Genomic DNA, 18,449 nt, shown 5'->3' on the forward strand with positions numbered 1-18,449 from the left:
ACTATCTAATTGCGCGCTACCGGTTGATATGCGGTGGCGCTCAGCAACCACTGTTGTGCAATAAAATTCAATCATAGGCTGGGTTTTTCAGCAACTTATGGATATTTAAAGGATTTTCGTTCGGGCGGGCGGAATGAGACATGCGGATGAGGCCCGGGAGCGGGCCGATCGATATGTATTTGACATAATTCCTGAAAATGCAGGGCCAAGAAAATCCACCGTGAGGGGGAGCGTCATACATTCTGTACGCGCTCCCGGTTCACAGACGTTCCTGGCCAAGGAGCATGCCGTGGGAGTTGTGTTGGAGCCTGTACGCAAGTTGAGGGCGTCGCTTGGGAGCGATAGGATCACCGAATATGATGCGCCAACTGGCTGCATTGCGGTCAACCCTGCAGGTGTGGACAGTCGCCTCGCCTGGTCGGAGACGCGGAAGAATCTTGTCGTAGCCATACCTCCAGAGGTTTTGTCCGACTTGGCCGTTCAGGAATTCGATCTAGCCAATGTCGAGCTTGAGCCGCCTATTTTCGGCACTGTGGACATGCGCGCTCTCGACATTGCCCAGCGGATTTCTGTCGAGCTAACGGGGAAGGCGACACCAAATGAACTCTTTCTGGATTCATTGGTTACGTTGTTTAGTGTTCACCTTCTTCGTACTTATGCCAGCCGCATGAAACAGCTTCCACCACTCAGGGGAGGTCTCTCTGCGAAAAGCGCTCGACGCGTGCAAGAGTATCTCCACGAACATTTTGCCCAAAAGATACACGTCGCAGAGCTCGCGGCGGTCGCCGGCATTTCATCCAATCATTTCATATTGAGGTTTGCCAAGACGTTCGGCATGCCGCCGCATCGATACCTGATCAACTTGCGCCTGGACTTTGCGGAAAAACTGCTTGTCGAAGGCGAGGTCCCGATTGCCGAAATCGCCTACCTGGCAGGTTTTTCCGATCAAAGCCATTTGGCGACCACAATGAAGCGTTTTCGAGGAAGAACGCCAACGGAATTGCGATTCGCGAAATAGCCTCGGATATTTCAGACGGAAGCCATTTTCCAGAATCCTAAATCATCCCATAGGCTTATCCAAGCAGCGCATGGGGGAACACGCTTGTCTTATCGGTCCCAAAGCAGCCGAGGACAGTTTGAACCAAAAGAAATGTAAGCATGCACCCGAATCATTCATTCGTGTGCAACGGTCTCTTCGCAACGGCGGATCAAAACAGCCTGCGGTAAGTGTGGCACAGCGGTTACACGCTTGGCCAGCTTAGCAAAAACCGTAGTTTTCTAAAAATAGTCCGTAATTTCTTAAAATACCGCAGCCCTGAAATAAGGCCATGCTCGCTACGGCAACCATTCGGTGCGGTATGGACACTCAATTCCCGGAATTTGAAATCTTTGCTCCGAAAGTCGAGATCGCCTGGACCGCGCTGCAACAGCGGTACGCCGGTCACCTAACCGGCGCAGAGGTCGACCATCTATTTGCCTGCCTCGTTTTCGGATTGACCTCTCCGACCTATGCCGAACACGAACCGGCCCATCATTTCGATATCTGCCACGCGTTGGTGGCGACGATGCTTCCCCCCGATCGGACCTATGCTGCATTGCATGCCGTACCGGAGCCGACACAGCCGTGGGTCGAAAGCGTCCGCGAGCAGCTCGAAAGCCAAGGCGCCAGGATGGGTCGCACACTTCAGGAAATGCGCAATTTCAATGACGACTCGGCCGCCGATGCGGATCCAAGCGCGCCCGGTCGTTCAGGCAACAGCGAGGACAAAGCAGCATGACCGAATGCATCGAGGAGCATTTGCAGTTCAAATCTCGTCCGGGATTTGTCGGAAACTGGATTTCAAGCCATAGCGACAATCGCACGCTCCGCCGTCGCCTGATAGCGGTTCTGCGCATGGCGTATCGCGTATTGGGCATGCGGCGTAAGCGGCTGGGCCTCGGCACGCTCGGTATCAGTGGAATGTTGGCGGTGGCACTGGGCGGGATCGGATTGGCCTTGCCGGCGCAGGCGCAGACGGTAGACTGCTCTGTGGCACCTTATAACGCGTATAACAGCACCGCTTCATGCGTGGGCTTGTCGGCCACGGCCTCGGGGATTGGGGCAACCGCGCTGGGCTCGCTCTCGGCCGCCGATGTCCTCGGCGCGCTCGCAGTAGGGTATGACGCGCATAGCGCCGCCCAGAATGGCATCGCCATAGGTTTCGGGTCTTTTGCCACAGGGGTCAACTCCATCTATTTTGGCGCCCGCACTGCCCCTTCGACAGGCGCGCTGGCTGACGGCGCCATCGGGATTGGCACGGATGTAACCGCTAATGCTGCCAATACCGTCGCCGTAGGCACCCATGCCAACGCAACAGGCGCGAACGCCGCCGCCTACGGCATTAACTCCACTGCAACCGGAGCCTCCGCTGTCGCCCTGGGTGCTGGGGCTCAAGCCCAGGCGGCGAACACGCTCGCAATCGGTCCCAGTGCAGTCGCCAATACTGGCAACGGTGGCAGTGTTGCCTTGGGCACCGGTGCCAAGGCGGTCTCGACGGGCCAAGGCTCTCCGATTGCCATCGGCGTGAATGCCAATGCAAGCGGGACGGCACCTGCCGGGTTCAGCTTCGAGGCGGTAGCGCTCGGCACAGCCTCAAACGCCACGGGGGCATGGTCCAATGCCGTGGGTTCGAGCTCATCTGCAACGGGTACTGGGTCCAGCGCTTTCGGCACATCAGCCGCCGCGACGGCGGACCAGGCTACGGCGATTGGAAATGGGGCAGCGGCTTCCGCCCTAAGAGGTTCGGCGATGGGTTACCTCGCGAAGGCCTCGAACACCGATTCCATCGCCATAGGCACGTCAGCCGCCGCATCGGCGACTAACTCGGTCGCCATCGGCCCAACTAGTGTTGCGTCAGGGGCCTTCGGCGTTGCGTTGGGTAACCAGACACAGGCGCTGGCTGCCGGTGGTGGTGTTGCGATAGGCTCGGGCGCAATTGTCGCAAGCACCGCGACCTCAGGCGTCGCGCTTGGCAACAATGCAAATGCCGGCGGTGTTTTGTCGGTTGCCACGGGCGCCGGTGCCAACGCCAGCGGCGACAATTCCATCGCCACGGGACGTACAGCTGTCGCCAGCGGCACAAACGCCTCCTCGTACGGATCTGGAACGAAGGCGACGGGAGACAATTCTCTCGCTGCCGGCGTCAGCGCCAACGCCAGCGGGGCCGGCAGTACCGCACTCGGTATCGGCACCGTAGCTAGCGGCGGCAATTCGGCAGCCATGGGCTTCCAGGCCAGCGCGACGGGAGCGAACTCCACTTCGGTTGGTTCTGCAGCCAACGCCACCGGCGCCCGTGCGTTCGCGGGCGGCCGTTCAGTCACGGCCGGAGGCGACGATTCCGTCGCGATTGGCACGGCGGCCGTCTCTTCGGGGGCAAGCTCCACAGCACTCGGAGCAGGCGCGGTGGCGCTCGACGTAAATGGGATTGCCGTCGGCACCGCCGCCAGCGCCATCACCGCCGATTCCGTCGCCATCGGCACGGGCGCGGCCGCTGATGGCGGCAAGGCGGTCGCAATCGGCGCGGGCAATACCGCTTACGGCGACGGCGCGGTCGCAATCGGTGATCCGAGCTATGCTAGCGGCACGGGCGCCTTTACCGGTGGCGCCAACAACATCGCCAACAGCGATGGCACGGCAAGCGCCACCGCCGCCAACCAGGCGGTCGGCGCGGTCGCGATCGGTAACAACAACAAGGCGATCGGCCAGGGCTCGGTTGCGCTCGGCAATGGTTCCACGGCGGGTGCTTCCGGTTTCGTCGGCAATGTCGCGCTGGGCAATGGCGCGACGGCGGCAGCGAGCTCCGGCGACGTGGCGCTCGGCTCTGGATCGGTTACCGTCGCCGCGGTCGGCACCTCCAGTACTGTGATCGGCGGCAACACTTACAGCTTCGCCGGCACGACGCCGAACTCGACGGTGAGCGTGGGCGCTGTGGGTGCGGAGCGCACGATCACCAATGTCGCGGCGGGCAGGCTCAATAACGGTTCGACGGATGCCGTCAACGGCTCGCAGCTCTTTGCGACCAACCAGCAGGTTGACCTGAACACGACCGACATCGCCAATCTCAACAATACTGTCACCAACATCAACACTGGCGGCGGCATCAAGTATTTCCATGCCAATTCGACTTTGCCGGATTCCCAGGCCGTTGGCTCCAATTCCGTTGCCGTCGGTCCGAACGCCGTGGCCAACAATGCCGGCGACGTTGCGATCGGCCTGAATGCTGCGTCAGGTCCGACGACAACGGTCTCGGGTGTCACTATCGGAACGACAACCTACAGCTTTGCCGGCACGCCGGCGGGCGGCGCTTTCTCGGTCGGCTCGGCCGGCGCCGAGCGCCAGATCCAGAATGTTGCGGCGGGACAGCTCTCGTCCGGCTCGACAGACGCGATCAACGGCTCGCAGCTTTTTGCGACCAATCAGGCGGTTGACACTCTTAACACTCAGGTCACCCAGAACACGACCGATATCACCAATCTTGGCAATACGGTCACCACCATCGGGGGCCAGGTCACCCAGAATACGACCGACATCGCCAATCTCGGCAATACGATCAATAACATTGCCGGTGACACATCGACGGTCTTTACCGACGCAAACGGCGAGGGCATCCGATATGTGCGCACCAACGACACGACGCTTGCCGTCAGCGATTCCTCCGCTCAAGGCATCGGCTCCACCGCCGTCGGATATAACGCGACTGCTGTAGCCGACAATTCGCTCGCGCTCGGCAGAAACAGCCAATCCACGATTGGCGACGGCGTGGCGCTCGGCTCTCAATCGGTATCCGATCGCCCCCTGGCGCCGGCCACCGGCCAGATCACCGCCGGTCCCGCCATCATCCAGTACAATACGACCGACAAGAACCTTCTTGGGGCGGTATCGGTCGGTAACGCCACGTCGTATCGACAGATCACGAATGTCGCGGACGGTAACCAAGCCCAGGATGCGGTGACGGTACGCCAGCTCCAGGGCGCGATCGCCTCGGTCGCGACGACCCCGACCAAATATTTCCATGCCAACTCGGCGGCCGGCGACTCCCTCGCGGTCGGCGCCGAGTCGGTCGCGGTCGGCCCGACCACGGTGGTCAACGGCGACAACGGCATCGGTATCGGTAACGGCGCAGTCGTCGATCAGATCGCGCCGGGCGGCACGGCGATTGGCCAGAATTCCCACGTCATGCTGGCAGACGGCCTGGCGCTCGGCACAAACTCGACCGCAGCCGGTATCCAGGCGATCGCCATCGGTGCCGGTGCCAACAGCACCTTTGCCAATAGCGTGGCTCTGGGCGGCAACTCCACGACGACCGTCGGCGCCCAGACGAATTACACGGCTTTTGCCCTTGCGACCCCGCAGACCTCAATCGGCGAGGTGTCGATCGGTGCCGCTGGCGCAGAGCGCCAGCTGACGAATGTGGCCGCCGGCTCGGCGGATACGGACGCGGTCAACGTCTCTCAGTTGCGCGGTGTTTCGCAGAATGTCACCAATCTCTTTGGCGGCACCACCGTGGTAAATCCCGACGGCTCGATTACAGGCCCGACCTACAACATCCAAGGCAACAACTACACGACCGTCTCCGACGCCTTCGGCGCGGTCGACAACACGCTGACCAACATCACCAACGGCGGCGGCATCAAATATTTCCACGCCGATTCTGCGCTGGCCGATTCCGCAGCCTCGGGGACCAATAGTGTCGCAATCGGCCCCGAGAGCGTGGCAAGCGGGGTTGACAGCATGGCTGCCGGCCACGGAGCTGCCGCCGCCGGACAGGGCTCGATCGCTCTCGGTCAAGGGGCGCAGGCCAACAACGCGAATAGCGTGGCGCTCGGTTCAGGCTCTGTGACGGACACGGCAGTCGGCACATCCGGAACCACCATCCAGAACAAGCACTATGATTTTGCCGGTACTGCACCAGTCGGCACCGTCAGCGTCGGTGCTCAAGGGGCGGAAAGAACCATAACGAACGTGGCAGCCGGTCGGATTTCGGCAGACAGCACGGATGCCATAAACGGATCGGAGCTTTTTGCGACCAATTCGGCCATCAACGATCTGCAGACCGGTGTCGGGAACCTCACCCAAAATGCGGTTCAATACGACCTGAATGCGGATGGCAGCAAAAAGAACAGCATCACGCTGCAGGGCGGCGACGTAAATGCGCCGGTCATCATCTCGAATGTCGGCAAGGGCGTGGCCGACACCGATGCCGTCAACGTCGCTCAATTGAACGATGGGATCACCCAGGTCAAATCCTACACCGATACCCAGGTTCAGTATGGCATCAACACTGCCAACGCCTATACCGACCAGAAGTTTGGGCAGCTGAACCACGAGCTAGGGGACGTTCGCTCGGAGGCGAGACAGGGGGCCGCAATCGGGCTTGCTGCGGCATCGCTTCGTTATGACGACCGTCCGGGCAAGCTAAGCGTTGCCGTCGGTGGCGGCGTGTGGCGGGGTGAAGGTGCTCTGGCCTTCGGCGCCGGTTACACCAGTGAAAACGGTCGAGTTCGCGGGAATTTGTCTGGTACGGCAGCCGGCGGGCAGTTGGGTGTCGGCGCTGGTCTCAGCTTCACTTTGAATTGAGCCTGTCATGTTCAAAGGAGCGCTCCTCGGCGTCTCGGCTTTCATGGCTTGCCTGCTCCTGTCCGTCCCAAACGCGGTCGGACAGGAGGCAAATGCTTCCGGCTATCGTATAAGGCCTTCCGAAGTGGTGTTGCCTCCGGACGCAAAGCTTGGCGACTATCAGAGGACCATTCGTCCATTCGAAAACTGGACGCTGATCTGTGACGAAAACCTGAAGGTGCGCCAACGGGTTTGCAACGTCACCCAGATCATCGAAAACCAAGCGGGGCAGATCGCCTTCAGTTGGTCGCTTGCGGCCAACAAGGCCGGCAAGCCCTATATGATTTTGCGCACCGCGCCGGTTGCCAAGAGCAATGGCCTCATCTCGCTAAGCTTCGAGGGACGTAAAGACCCGGTACAAATCAAACTCGATGGATGCAGCCAGGTGGTTTGCGTCGGCATGCTGCCGGTGGGGACCATCATGCGTGAACAGATTTCCAAAAGCGCGGCGCCGACGGTCTCCTATCCGACGACGGATGGGAGGACGATCAGCGTGACCGCGACCCTCAAGGGCCTTTCTGCCGCCGTTAAGGCGATAAATTGACGGATAGATCTCCAATGAACCAGCAATCAATCCACGATCGAATCATGTCCCGGAATCAGACCAGCCTTGCCGTTCAGAGCGCAGTCGATGACCAAGCGAGGCCGCAACGGAACTGGTGGAAAACGGCCGTTCTCTCACTGCTCGGGATCGCCGTTGTCGGAGCGGCCGGCTACGCCGCCTGGCGATACGATGCGGTCGGGAATTTCATATCGCAGCCGGCGGTTGCCGAGACGAACGAAGCCAATCAGGCCCTCGCCGACACGCCATTTCTGCAGCACGCCAAACGGGCCGGCTTGCAATCCTGCTCCACCGTCTTTCCGGTTCTCGGGGAATTGCTGACAAACGGCACTCAATACAATGTGCAGTCGAAATGGAACAGCGATGCCGCGGACAAGCATGCCGTGGAGGCGCTTGTCGGCATGAACTATGCCTCCCAGGGCTATAGCGGTCCGGCCGCGGGCATCGTATTTGCTGCGCCGGTCGCAGCAGGTTGCGAAGGCGCGATGGTTCGCGTGGCGCCGTTTGTGGCCCCTTGCACGGACATTCCGGCCAAGTTTCCGAACGGAAGCAAGCTCGTCAACAATCTCGGACAGATCAGCGTCTACGAACTTGGCAATGGTGGCGGCAACGCCATGCTTCTGCCGACCGGAAACAGCTGCGTCGTCATTTCCGTGGCCTCGGCAGCAGGACAACAAGGGAGCGCAAAATGAGATTCCGTTCTGCCGTTGCGGCGATAGGCATGTTGTTTGTCTCCACCGGCCAACTGGGGGCAGCTGATCTCTTCAAGGCGGAGGAGCCACCAGCTCCGCCGCCGCAGGAGGAACGCGGCATATGGGCGGCAATCGCCTACTCCACGCCCGATGAAAAGCACGGCTTCTTCTGGGGCGCCGACAAGCGGCAAGAAGCCATGGACAGCGCACTCAAATATTGCAAGCGGGATGGCGGCAGCGCGTGCGTCGTGGTGAGCGTGTTCCGCAATCATCGGCATTGGGACGATGACGACAATACCGGTTTTCCCTATGAGCATTGTGGCGCGCTGGCTGTCGGCAAGGAAGCCGGCAAGCGAATCACGCCCTGGAGCGCAAAGTCGGCAGCAACCCGCCGGGAAGCCGAAGACCTTGCCATCAAGGCATGCGAGATCTCAGGAACGCAATGCAAGATCCGCGAATGGGTATGCACATGAACCAATCGCGATCTTCCATCCTCGCTGAGCTGCCGCCGAAACATGGGTTTGGCAGATCTCGCGCGCGGTTCGCTTTTCTTTGTTCGGGCATGATTTTTATGCTTGCGCCGGCAGCCTTTGCTCAATCAGCTCTGCCAAACGGCGCATCGGCACTGCAGGAGACCTATCAGGACTGGCGGGTCGCGTGCAACGCAGCCGATAAGGCAGCGGCCTGCGTAATTTCCCAGGATCAGACGCAGCAGAATGGTCAGAGGCTGCTTGCCGTCGAGATGCAAACGCGCCCCGATGGCAGCGCGGTCGCGACGCTTCTCCTCCCGTTCGGCATTATTCTCGACTCCGGCGTGACGCCGAATGTCGATGATCAGCCGCCTCTGAAGCCGGTGCGTTTCCGCACCTGTTTGCCGACGGGATGTATTGCCTTACTTCCCCTCGATTCAGCAACACTTACGAAACTGCGGGTGGGCTCCCGGCTCAACCTCAAGGTTACAGCTGATCCGGATAAACCGCTGAGCTTTCAGGTGTCGCTACGTGGCTTCTCAGCCGCCCTGGATCGTGTTGCCGCCTTGAGTGCGAGATAGGACGCCGCGAGGCAGCAATTGGGTGTTGCCAGGTTTCTGGCGAAGAATGAGGTAGGTGCATAACTGCGCCTAGGTCAGGCGCGCGTGGCAGTAACGGCGGTCTTGCCGTGGATAATGGCGGGCGTCGAACCCGTCGATGATCACAGAACCTTAAGCGTGTCTCGTTATGGTACGAACGAAGCGTTTTGAGGATATCATGCTTGACCTTCGCACGTTGTATTTCACCGTCGCCTGCATCTGCTTGTGTCTCGGGGCCTTGCTTTTAGCGAAGGCGCTTGTCCGTATAAGAGATAGTTGGGCCCTGTGGTGCAGCGTCAGCAATCTTCTGCTTGGTCTTGGCTTCGCGGCGAACTCCTCGCTCGAGTGGGCGCCGAAATTCGTGACCATAACCTGCGCCAACGGTCTGACTATCGCCGGTTTCCTGACTTCGGTGATTAGCGCCCGGGCCCTCGCAGAACGACCAATCCCCTTTTTCGTTTGGCCATGTCTTGTCGCGTCTGCACTTTTCGGAGCGCTGCTGCTCGGAGACGCTGAAACCGGGTATGGCGTTCGGGTCGGCATAATGTCCCTCGTGTTTGCGGCCTGTGAATTTTTCGTGGCGTATGTCGGCGTGCATATTGCGAGAAACGAGCACCTCAAGACCGCCTGGACGCTGGCCGCGGTTTTCGCGACGACCGGCTTCGTCTTCCTCGCACGATCGTACCTGGCTTTTTCCGGCGCTTTGAACGCCAATCCTTCCGGCCACATCTTCCTGGCCCTCATTGCCGTCACCGTGGTTTGCTTGCGCCCGATGACGATGCTGCTTGTTGGCGGCGAACGCCGCCAACAAGACTGGGAGCGGCTGGCCTTGCATGATCCCCTGACCGGTGCATTGAACAGGGCAGGCCTTCTGGAGATGACGCAACGCCACACGCAAGACGCCGCTGGTGCCAGTTCGCTGTCGGCTTGCGTCCTCCTGATCGATGTGGACCGATTCAAGGCGGTCAACGACAGCGAAGGCCACGATGCAGGCGACGCGCTCCTGTGTCTGGTGACGGAGATCATGCGCTCGGAAATCCGAAAGACGGATTTGATCTCGCGACAGGGCGGAGACGAATTCGTCGTACTTCTGCGGGGGGCAGACCTTGAGGCCGCTTTCCTCGTCGCGGAGCGGATCAGAACCCGGTTTCAGGACGCGGCGCGGTTGCGCCATGATCGCACCGAGCCGACGCTAAGCATCGGCATCTCAATGGCACCGAACGCCCGGACTGACCTGGCGACGCTGCTCAATCAGGCGGATCAGGCGCTTTACCGGTCGAAACGTGCCGGTCGCAACACGGTCAGCACGTTCTCGACCGCTGCATCGCTCCAGGAAATTGAAGCCCAGGATTCCGGCGAATTCGCCCATCCACAGCGCGCCGACAATCCAATTTCGGGACCTCAAATCCGTCGTGTCGTTTAAAGAGCATTGACACCTGCAGCTGACAGGAAATTGGGCGGTCAAATCCAAGCTCACGCCATCGTCAGGCTAAGTTCGCCTTGAAGTCCTCCAGTCCGGAGAGCCGGTAACCGACCTGCAATTCCGTTACGAGGTGGACAGGCTGCGATGGGTCCTCCTCCAGCTTCTGTCTAAGTTGAGCCATGTAAATCCGGATGTAATGCGATCGTTCCGCGTAACCGGGGCCCCAAATCTCCATGAGGAGTTGGCGATGGGTGAGGACTTTGCCATGTCCGCGGATCAGAGCGGTAAGCAGCCGGTACTCGTTTGGAGTAAGATGAATAGGCACTCCACCGTACGTCACCTCATGAGTAGCAAGATTGACCACCACTTTACCGAACCTTGCGATTGGTGACGTCGCCGAACCGTTTGAGGCGGCGTTCGCGCGTCGCAATTGGGCGCGTACCCGGGCGAGCAGCTCCGGAACGCCGAAGGGCTTGGTCAAATAATCATCGGCGCCTGCGTCGAGAGCGTCCACCTTTTCCGTCTCCTGCTCGCGCGCGGAAAGCACCAGGATCGGCGCGGATACCCAGCTCCTCAAATCGCGGATCAAGCCCTTGCCATCTCCATCGGGCAGCCCGAGATCGACAATGACGAGATCCGGCTTGCGGCTGACCGCATTGATCCGTGCTTCCTCGCCGGTCGCTGTTTCGAACACGTTCATGCCTTCCTTTTCGAGGGCCATGCGGACGAAGCGTCGAATGTCGGCTTCGTCCTCAACGATAAGAATGCGCTGTTTGATCATGCGTTGTCTCGCTTTCAATTTCCGGGGGAACGCCGAGCGGCAGCCGGATTTCAAAGGCTGCGCCATGCGGCTTGCGCGCGGCCACCCGGATGCTTCCTCCATGGGCCGTCACGATGCTACGGCACAGGGCAAGCCCGAGACCGACCCCCGCAATCGACGATTCCTTCCGACCTCGGGTAAAGGGTTCGAAGAGCACCGCGGGGTCGGTCGTCGGCAAGCCGGGACCGTCGTCTTCCACGATCAGGTATATCGAATCGCCTGAAGACACGCCGCGGACAGTGATGGTGCTTGGCGGCGGCGTATATTTTGCCGCATTGTCGAACAGATTGATCAAGACGCGCTCGATGAGCGTGGCGTCGACCTCAACGAGCGGCAAATCGGCCGGCAGGCTGGTTCGAATTGTCCTTGGCTTCAGGATCTGAGCTGATTGTGCCAGCGCGCTGCCGACGATTTCGCTCAGGGAATGCCATTCCTTGTTGAGGCGTACCCCCTCGCTCTGCATCCGAGCGAGATCGAGCAGGTTGCTGACAAGCCTCTTGAGTTCGTCGGCCTGAATGCGAATGGAGCGTGCAAGATCGCTTCGATCTTCTTCAGAGAGTTCGCTCGTGCGCTCCAGGGTCTCGGCCAGCCCGCGGATCGCCGTGAGCGGCGTCTTGAGGTCGTGAGATACCGCTGAGAGCAGTGCATTGCGCAGCTTCTCGCCTTCCATCCTGACCAACGTATCCTGAGCGACCTCCACGAAGTGGATGCGCTCGAGGGCAAGCCCGATCGACGAGCAGCAGGCGTCCAGCAGACGTCGGTCGTCGGGATCGTTCGGTAGAGGCGCCCCCGCCGGCAGGATCGCAAGTACGCCTCTGGTGGCCATCGACGCCTTCAGCGGAAGGTAGAGAGCGTCGGCCGCATTTAGCGTCTGCGTTCCAAGACCCGCCTCTTGGGCGTGATCGAAAGCCCATTGCGCCACGGATAGATCAACGGCTTCGACATCCTGCGTAGGAACGAGGCGGTCCTTCGCGCCGGGAACCAGGAGGACCACATTCACCCTGAACAAGGGCGTGATGGCGTCGCGGCAAATGGAGATCACCTGCTCGACTTTTATCGCGCTCGACAGGTCACGCGCAATCCGGGCAAGCGCGGATGCGCGGCGTTCGCCGGCTCGCGCCACCCTCGCCTCGGAGCGCATGCGGGCGGCGAGCTGGCTGATGACCAGGGCCACGCCAAGCATCAGGGCGAAGGTGAAGATATATTGGGTATCTGTGACCGCGAATGACAGTCTCGGCTCGACGAAGAAGAAATCAAAGCAGGCAACGCATAATAACGCCGCCCATGCACCCGCGACGCGGCCGAGATGCATGGCGACGAAAACCACCGTCATCAGAAACAGCATCACAACGTTGGAAAGATCGAAAACACGCAGCAGCGAGGCGGCGACCGCGGTCGTGACGCCGCAAGCAAGCGTGGCGATCGCAAGGATCCGGCCATAGCCCTGATGTTGCTCGTCCATGAGCCTGAATTTGACGGCCGGGCTGTTGTCGACGCTCAGCAAAATCACGCCGATTTCCGGATCTGCCTGCGCGATGCGCTCCTGCAGCCGCGGCCGGAAGGAGAAAAGCCGCCGGCCGCCCCGGTTGCCGATGATGAGCTTGGTCGCGTTGCGCTTTCGTGCGTAATCCAGAAGGGTTTCGGCGATATCCTGTCCGGGCAGGTTCGCGAACTCAGCCCCTGCCGCCTGAGCGGCCTTGGCGATATTCAGCAGAGTCTCGCGGGCGTTGGAATCGTCACCATGGTATGGCTGGTCGACATGCACCACGATCCATTTGGCTTGCAGGCGCTGCGCGAGACGCGCGCCCTCGCGGACCAGCCTGTCCTGCGAACGGTGGGCGCTGACGCAGACTATGAGCAATTCCCGCGTGGGCCAGACCGTCTTGATCGCATGCGAGACGCGGTAAGTCCGCACATCGGAGTTGACCCGATCGGCGACGCGGCGAAGCGCCAGTTCGCGCAAGGCGATCAGATTGCCGCGGCGAAAAAAGTTCTGACGGGCGCGCTCGATCGATACTGGCAGATAGACCTTCCCAGCATTCATCCGCGCCAGAAGGTCGTCGGGCGGTAGATCGACAAGGACGACATCGGTTGCGGCATCGAAAATGCGGTCGGGCACTGTTTCCCTGACGCGCACCCCGAGGATGCCGCCGACAATATCGTTCAAGCTGTCGAGATGCTGGACGTTCAGTGCCGTATAGACGTCGATTCCGGCATCGAGCAGTTCCTCGACGTCCTGCCAGCGCTTGGCGTGGCGGCTGCCGGCGATATTGGTATGCGCCAATTCGTCGACAACCAGGAGCTGGTATCCCGAGGCCAGGGCGCCATCGAGATCTAACTCGTCGGCGAGCTTCCCGCTGCGCTCGTTTATCTTGCGCGGCAAGATGGGAAGCCCGCTCGTCAGCTCTTGCGTATCTTTTCGCCCATGCGTTTCAACGACACCGATCCCCACCGCCACGCCGTCCGCCTGGAGTTGGCGCGCGGCCTGGAGCATCGCAAAGGTCTTGCCCACCCCGGCGCAGGCACCGAAAAATATCTTCAGTTGCCCGCGTTTGGAGCGGTGGTTCTCGTCCTTGGCGACCTCCAGAAGATCGTCTGGATCGGGTCGTTGATCCGTCATCACTTACCTCACGACTGCTGTCTCCCTCGTTCGGAACTTCCGTCAGAAGAAGGGCGTCAGCAGAATGTCGATCAGCTTTATACCAATAAAGGGAGCGACGATCCCACCCAATCCGTAGATCAAAAGGTTGCGACTCAGCAGACGCGCGGCCGGTTCCGCCCGATACTTGATGCCCTGCAGGGCAAGCGGGATCAGGACAACGATGATGAGGGCATTGAAGATCACCGCCGACAGGATCGCCGACGCAGGGCTGTGCAACCCCATGATGTTGAGGGCTGCCAGCGGCGGATAGGTCGCGACGAAGGCCGCCGGTATGATGGCGAAGTACTTGGCCAAGTCGTTTGCGACACTGAATGTGGTCAGCGCGCCGCGGGTCATGATCATCTGCTTCCCCACTTCCACGACTCGCAGGAGCTTGGTGGGGTTGCTGTCGAGATCGACCATGTTACCCGCTTCCTTGGCGGCCTGCGTGCCGCTATTCATCGCCACCGCGACGTCGGCCTGCGCCAGCGCGGGAGCGTCGTTGGTGCCGTCGCCAGTCATGGCGACGAGCCGCCCCTCGGCCTGATATTCGCGGATCAGGCGCAGCTTATCCTCGGGAGTGGCCTCCGCCAGATAGTCGTCGACGCCGGCTTCAGCCGCGATCGCGGCGGCCGTCAGCTTGTTGTCGCCGGTGATCATCACGGTTTTGATGCCCATGGCGCGCAATTCCGCGAAACGTTCCTTGATCCCGCCCTTGACGATGTCCTTGAGTTCGACCACGCCGAGGACGTTGATGCCGTCGCTGACGACGAGCGGCGTGCTGCCGCGCCGGGAAACTTCCTCCACGATACTGGTGACTTCCCGAGGGAAGACCCCTCCGATCGCCTCGACATGCGCGCGGATTGCGCTTCCCGCGCCCTTGCGGATCTGGCGGCCGTCGATGTTGATGCCGCTCATGCGCGTCTGGGCACTAAATGCAATCGCTTCGGCGCCATGAAGTTCACGGCCGCGGATGTTGAAGGCGGTCTTTGCCAAAACGACGATCGAGCGGCCTTCCGGTGTCTCGTCGGCAAGCGAAGCAAGCTGGGCGGCATCGGCGAGCGCGCGCTCGTCGACGCGCGGCGCCGGATAGAACTTGGTGGCCTCGCGATTGCCGAGCGTAATCGTGCCGGTCTTGTCGAGAAGCAGAACATCGACGTCGCCGGCCGCCTCGATCGCGCGCCCCGATGTCGCAAGCACGTTGGCCTTCATCATCCGGCTCATCCCGGCGATGCCGACCGCCGACAGCAAGGCGCCGATCGTCGTCGGGATCAGGCAGACCAGCAGCGCTATGAGCACGGTGATCGTCACCACGGATCCAGAGCCGTTGACGATCGTGCCGAAGCCCGAGAACGGCAAAAGCGTCACACAGACCAGGAGGAAGATCAGGGTAAGCGCGACGAGCAGAATCGTGAGCGCGATCTCGTTCGGCGTCTTACCGCGCTTGGCGCCTTCCACCATGGCGATCATGCGGTCGAGGAACGCCTCGCCGGGCTTCGCCGTCACGCGCATGACGATCCAGTCGGACAGGACGCGGGTGCCGCCGGTAACCGAGCAGAAGTCACCGCCCGCCTCGCGGATCACGGGAGCGGATTCACCGGTGATGGCGGACTCGTCGACCGAAGCCGCACCTTGAACCACCTCGCCGTCGGTCGGGATGATTTCGCCGGTCTCGACCAGCAGATGGACACCGACGTCGAGTTCGTTGCTCGGCGTCAGCCAGGATTCGCTCTCGCGCTTCGGCTCCTTCAGAACCCGCGCGACGACCCTTTGGCGCGTCGCGCGAAGCGCATCGGCCTGCGCCTTGCCCCGGCCCTCCGCCAAGGCTTCCGCGGCGTTGGCGAAAAGGACCGTGAACCAGAGCCAGACGGCGATGGCGAAAATGAAGCCAGAGGGAGCCTCACCATTGCCTCGAAGGGCCTGAATCCAGAGAAGGGTTGCAACAATGCTGCCGAGATAGACGACGAACATCACCGGGTTTTTAACCTGCACCCGAGGAGACAACTTTTTGAACGCCTCGCCGATCACCGAGGTCCACTCGACCGGCTTGGGCTTACTGACGATACTTGCGCCATGCGCCGTTGCGTCTACTTGTGACATGATGACATTGCTTTCTTACTTCGCGGCTGGACGGGCTGTGGCCGCATCCAGTGCGAGATTGAGTTCGAGAACGTTGACCCTCGGATCACCGAGGATGCCGAGCTGCGAGCCGCTCGTGTTCTGGTCCACCAGTTCCAGCACGTTTTCCGCCGGCAGCCCACGCGCCTTGGCAACGCGTGCCGCCTGCAGCCTGGCGTTGGCGACCGAGATATGCGGATCGAGGCCTGAGCCGGAGGCTGTAACGGCGTCGACGGGGACCGGAGCGTCCGGCGCAAGCGCGTTTTCCTGGCGATAGGCCTTGGTCCGGTCGGCTACGGCGTCCAGCAGCTTCTTGCTGATCGCGCCCTGGTTGCTGGCCGCGCTCGAGCCGGCGTTGTAGGGCTGATCGACAGTCTTGGACGGATCGTTCGGATCGGTGCCGGATGTCACGCTCGGCCGGCCGTGGAAATAGTCCGGCTTGACGAAATATTGGCCGATGACCTCTGAGCCGACCACCTGATCATTCTGCATGATCAGGCTTCCGTCCGCCTGGGCGGGAAAGAGCAGCTTTGCCAGGCCGGTCGTCGCCAAAGGATAGGCGATGCCGGTCACGACCATGAAGAAGACCGCGGATACCAGTGCTGGACGCACTATGCCGCGGGTTGCGGATCGAGTAACTGGTTCGGTTGCATTAAATGTGGCTTGCATGGAAGTTCGTCCTTAAAAGGTCGTGCCGGAGAGCATCATCAGATGCTCGACGATCGGGCCGAGAGCGAGTGCTGGCAGGAATGTCAGACCGCCGACGACGATGATCACGAAGACGAGCAGGCCGGTGAACAGGGGCGTTGCCGTCGACAGTGTTCCCGGCCCTTCCGGAATGGTCTTCTTGGCCGCCATCACACCGGCTACGGCCAGCATCGGCAGCAGCGTCAGATAGCGTCCGATCAGCATGGCCAGGCCGATCGTCGTGTTGAAGAACGGTGTATTGGCATTGAGGCCGGCAAAAGCCGAACCGTTGTTGGCCGTTCCAGAGGTATAGGCGTACAGCACCTCGCTGAAGCCATGCGGGCCCATGTTCGCCAGGCTGGCAAGCGTCGACGGCACCAAGCATGCGAGTGCTGTGAAGCCGAGGATGCTGAAGGGATGGGCCAGCACGGCGAGCATGACGTACTTCATTTCGCGAGCTTCGACTTTCTTCCCGAGGAACTCCGGTGTGCGCCCGATCATCATCCCGACCAGGAAGACCGTCAGGATCGCGTAGGTCACGAGGTTGATCAGACCGACACCGTCGCCGCCGAAGACGTTGTTCAGCATCATCTGCGCGATCGGCACCAGGCCGCCGAGCGGAGTGAGCGACGAGTGCATCGCGTCGACCGAACCGGTGGTCGCCGCCGTCGTGGTGGTCACGAACAGGCTGGTCTGGGCGATGCCGAAGCGCAGCTCTTTGCCTTCCATATTGCCGCCGGCCTGAAGTGGCGTATGGGTCTGGTCGACCCCAAACGAAGCGAGCAGCGGATTGCCGCTTTGTTCGGCGCTGTAGACGAGGGTGAGGAATCCCAGGAACATGACCAGGAAGGCGGCAAAGAATGCCCAGCCCTGCCGGCGGCGCAGGATCATGGCGCCGAAAGTGTAGGTGAGAGCCGACGGGATCAGCAACATGCTGAGGATATGCAGCGTGTTGGTGAGAGGAGTCGGGTTTTCGAACGGATGCGCGGCGTTCATAGAGAAGAAGCCGCCACCGTTGGTGCCGATATGCTTTATCGACTCAAGGCTCGCAACCGGACCGAGGATGATCTGCTGCTTGGCACCTTCGAGCGTAGCGGCAACTACATCGGCGTTAAGCGTCTGCGGCATGCCCTGCCAAACATAGACAAGCGCCATGACCAGGCAGATAGGAAGCAGCAGGCGGTAGGTCACGCGGGTGAAGTCGACCCAATAGTTACCGATGTCGGCAGCGCTCCTGCGGCTCAGCCCGCGGATAAAACCGCCCGCGGCTGCCACGCCGGTCGCGGCGCTCACGGACATAAGAAACGTGATGACAGCCATCTGCGAGAAGTTCGAAAGGCTCGTTTCACCGGAATAGGACTGCCAATTTGTGTTGGTGATGAAGGATGCGGCCGTGTTGAAGGCCAGGTCCGACCCCTGAGATGCGCGCACCAGCGAGTCACCCGGCAGGTATTGCTGCAGCCGCAGGAAGAGGTACCCGAGCAGCATCATTGCGCCGTTGCTGACCAGCAGAACCATGCCATAGCGTCGCCATGACATTTTTTCCGCGGGGTCGACGCCGAGAATGCGGTAGGTGCCGCGTTCGACGAAATTGTGCGCCGGGCTGGTGAAAAGATGCGTCATCCATTTGCCAAGGACCACGACCAGCCCGGTCATGATCGCAAGGATGAGGACGAATTGAGTGATGTCTTGTGCCATGTGAACGCCCTCAGATTCGATCCAGGGCTACGATGAACCCTGCTGTGAATACGAAAAAGACAAGCGTCACCGCCACGAATACGA

Annotated in this window: 13 protein-coding genes; 8 read left to right on the forward strand and 5 right to left on the reverse strand. The window is 60.9% G+C overall.

What is annotated here, in order from left to right:
- Window positions 1-289: 289 nt before the first annotated feature.
- The 8 genes from PY649_RS18635 to PY649_RS18670 all read left to right on the forward strand — a co-directional run bounded on the left by PY649_RS18635 (window position 290) and on the right by PY649_RS18670 (window position 10,401).
- The gene (locus PY649_RS18635) at window positions 290-1,018 is read left to right on the forward strand and encodes a helix-turn-helix domain-containing protein (RefSeq protein WP_285870088.1); all 729 of its coding nucleotides are present in this window, start codon (window positions 290-292) and stop codon (window positions 1,016-1,018) included.
- Between the two features lie 340 nt (window positions 1,019-1,358).
- Complete coding sequence (locus tag PY649_RS18640) at window positions 1,359-1,778, forward strand: hypothetical protein (RefSeq protein ID WP_285870089.1); 420 nt, start codon at window positions 1,359-1,361, stop codon at window positions 1,776-1,778.
- On the forward strand, window positions 1,775-6,616 hold the full coding sequence (locus PY649_RS18645; protein WP_285870090.1) for a YadA-like family protein: 4,842 nt from the start codon (window positions 1,775-1,777) through the stop codon (window positions 6,614-6,616). Before PY649_RS18640 ends, PY649_RS18645 begins: the two co-directional genes overlap by 4 nt.
- Window positions 6,617-6,623: 7 nt before the next feature.
- Window positions 6,624-7,199, forward strand: coding sequence for an invasion associated locus B family protein (locus tag PY649_RS18650; protein WP_285870091.1), 576 nt, complete (start codon window positions 6,624-6,626; stop codon window positions 7,197-7,199).
- Window positions 7,200-7,213: 14 nt separating this feature from the next.
- Complete coding sequence (locus PY649_RS18655; protein WP_285870092.1) at window positions 7,214-7,909, forward strand: hypothetical protein; 696 nt, start codon at window positions 7,214-7,216, stop codon at window positions 7,907-7,909.
- Window positions 7,906-8,382, forward strand: coding sequence for a DUF4189 domain-containing protein (locus PY649_RS18660; protein WP_285870094.1), 477 nt, complete (start codon window positions 7,906-7,908; stop codon window positions 8,380-8,382). The genes PY649_RS18655 and PY649_RS18660 overlap by 4 nt, the downstream gene beginning before the upstream one ends.
- A complete protein-coding gene (locus tag PY649_RS18665) occupies window positions 8,379-8,960 on the forward strand; it encodes an invasion associated locus B family protein (protein WP_432761374.1) in 582 nt (193 codons plus the stop codon). The genes PY649_RS18660 and PY649_RS18665 overlap by 4 nt, the downstream gene beginning before the upstream one ends.
- 196 nt (window positions 8,961-9,156) lie before the next feature.
- Entirely contained in the window at window positions 9,157-10,401 is a 1,245-nt protein-coding gene (locus PY649_RS18670; RefSeq protein ID WP_285870095.1) for a GGDEF domain-containing protein, read from the forward strand.
- Window positions 10,402-10,462: 61 nt separating this feature from the next.
- On the opposite strand, the gene PY649_RS18675 is transcribed toward PY649_RS18670, so the two are convergent.
- From PY649_RS18675 to kdpA, 5 genes are read right to left on the reverse strand one after another with little or no spacing between them, the layout of a single operon-like run.
- On the reverse strand, window positions 10,463-11,182 hold the full coding sequence (locus PY649_RS18675; protein WP_285870096.1) for a response regulator: 720 nt from the start codon (window positions 11,180-11,182) through the stop codon (window positions 10,463-10,465).
- Window positions 11,154-13,841, reverse strand: coding sequence for a sensor histidine kinase (locus tag PY649_RS18680; RefSeq protein WP_285870097.1), 2,688 nt, complete (start codon window positions 13,839-13,841; stop codon window positions 11,154-11,156). Before PY649_RS18680 ends, PY649_RS18675 begins: the two co-directional genes overlap by 29 nt.
- Window positions 13,842-13,883: 42 nt before the next feature.
- Window positions 13,884-15,962: a potassium-transporting ATPase subunit KdpB gene (gene kdpB / locus PY649_RS18685; protein ID WP_285870098.1), complete on the reverse strand. Its 2,079-nt coding sequence runs from the start codon at window positions 15,960-15,962 to the stop codon at window positions 13,884-13,886.
- A gap of 15 nt (window positions 15,963-15,977) precedes the next feature.
- Window positions 15,978-16,649 carry a potassium-transporting ATPase subunit KdpC gene (kdpC, locus tag PY649_RS18690; protein WP_285870099.1) on the reverse strand — a complete coding sequence of 224 codons (672 nt, stop codon included), beginning with the start codon at window positions 16,647-16,649 and terminating at the stop codon, window positions 15,978-15,980.
- Between the two features lie 12 nt (window positions 16,650-16,661).
- Window positions 16,662-18,365, reverse strand: a complete 1,704-nt coding sequence (gene kdpA / locus PY649_RS18695; protein ID WP_285870100.1) for a potassium-transporting ATPase subunit KdpA — start codon at window positions 18,363-18,365, stop codon at window positions 16,662-16,664.
- Window positions 18,366-18,449: the final 84 nt, after the last annotated feature.

The sequence above is a fragment of the Rhizobium mayense genome (assembly GCF_030272705.1).
Lineage (GTDB): Bacteria > Pseudomonadota > Alphaproteobacteria > Rhizobiales > Rhizobiaceae > Rhizobium > Rhizobium mayense.

What these genes read in the sequence shown, in the direction of transcription:
- PY649_RS18645 (WP_285870090.1), top strand. Translation starts at nt 1,775, where the DNA reads ATGACCGAATGCATCGAGGAGCATTTGCAGTTCAAATCTCGTCCGGGA.
- PY649_RS18640 (WP_285870089.1), top strand. Translation starts at nt 1,359, where the DNA reads ATGGACACTCAATTCCCGGAATTTGAAATCTTTGCTCCGAAAGTCGAG.
- kdpA (WP_285870100.1), bottom strand. Translation starts at nt 18,365, where the DNA reads ATGGCACAAGACATCACTCAATTCGTCCTCATCCTTGCGATCATGACC.
- PY649_RS18680 (WP_285870097.1), bottom strand. Translation starts at nt 13,841, where the DNA reads ATGACGGATCAACGACCCGATCCAGACGATCTTCTGGAGGTCGCCAAG.
- PY649_RS18655 (WP_285870092.1), top strand. Translation starts at nt 7,214, where the DNA reads ATGAACCAGCAATCAATCCACGATCGAATCATGTCCCGGAATCAGACC.
- kdpC (WP_285870099.1), bottom strand. Translation starts at nt 16,649, where the DNA reads ATGCAAGCCACATTTAATGCAACCGAACCAGTTACTCGATCCGCAACC.
- kdpB (WP_285870098.1), bottom strand. Translation starts at nt 15,962, where the DNA reads ATGTCACAAGTAGACGCAACGGCGCATGGCGCAAGTATCGTCAGTAAG.
- PY649_RS18650 (WP_285870091.1), top strand. Translation starts at nt 6,624, where the DNA reads ATGTTCAAAGGAGCGCTCCTCGGCGTCTCGGCTTTCATGGCTTGCCTG.
- PY649_RS18670 (WP_285870095.1), top strand. Translation starts at nt 9,157, where the DNA reads ATGCTTGACCTTCGCACGTTGTATTTCACCGTCGCCTGCATCTGCTTG.
- PY649_RS18660 (WP_285870094.1), top strand. Translation starts at nt 7,906, where the DNA reads ATGAGATTCCGTTCTGCCGTTGCGGCGATAGGCATGTTGTTTGTCTCC.
- PY649_RS18665 (WP_432761374.1), top strand. Translation starts at nt 8,379, where the DNA reads ATGAACCAATCGCGATCTTCCATCCTCGCTGAGCTGCCGCCGAAACAT.
- PY649_RS18675 (WP_285870096.1), bottom strand. Translation starts at nt 11,182, where the DNA reads ATGATCAAACAGCGCATTCTTATCGTTGAGGACGAAGCCGACATTCGA.